1 protein-coding gene is annotated in these 603 nt (G+C 34.2%); it reads left to right on the forward strand.

The features are described from left to right. Positions 1–343: 343 nt before the first annotated feature. On the forward strand, positions 344–603 hold a 260-nt coding region (locus HMPREF3050_RS14940), incomplete at its 3' end, for a hypothetical protein (RefSeq protein WP_094113406.1).

A 603-nucleotide genomic window follows, 5' to 3' on the forward strand; every position in this document is an offset into this window, starting at 1 on the left:
TGGTATGATACGGTTCATATTTCTGGAACTCCAAAGATGAAGCAGGATATCATGATTGAAATATCATATTTAATAAGAGGACCCGTAGGTTTTTTTGAAGATAAGGAACAGAAGAAATTTTATCAGATAAAAGTTAAAGAATGAGTTAAGGTTATCTGAAAGTTTAGTTTAGATAGCTTTCCCCTAAGAAAGGATTGTTCATATTTCAAGAAAACATCGCGTTGTTTACATAACAGGCGTAGGTTGAATTGGAAGCCTAACTTTCTCAAAGGTCGTCTGAAAAATTTCTAAAAGCCAGCTTTGGAGCAATTGATTTTAGAATTTTGTGAAATATCAGTAAATTATGGAGCTTATTTTAAGTATGATAAGGAAAGTATTTATCTTTTCGGCTGTAATAGCATTATCCGGTTGTTTTGCCGGCAAACATAAAGTTCAGGTATTACCGGATGCAGAATTAAATAAGCCATATTTCATAGAATTTAATGTGGCTAATCAAGCTACTTATCCCAATCATTTCAGGGTAAAAATGGATCCTCCGAATTCGGGGTTGACTGTAAAGCCCATCGATAAGTGGTATGATACGGTTCATATTTCTGGAACTCC

Source organism: Neisseria sp. HMSC065D04, from assembly GCF_001815675.1.
Classification (GTDB): Bacteria; Pseudomonadota; Gammaproteobacteria; order Burkholderiales; family Neisseriaceae; genus Neisseria.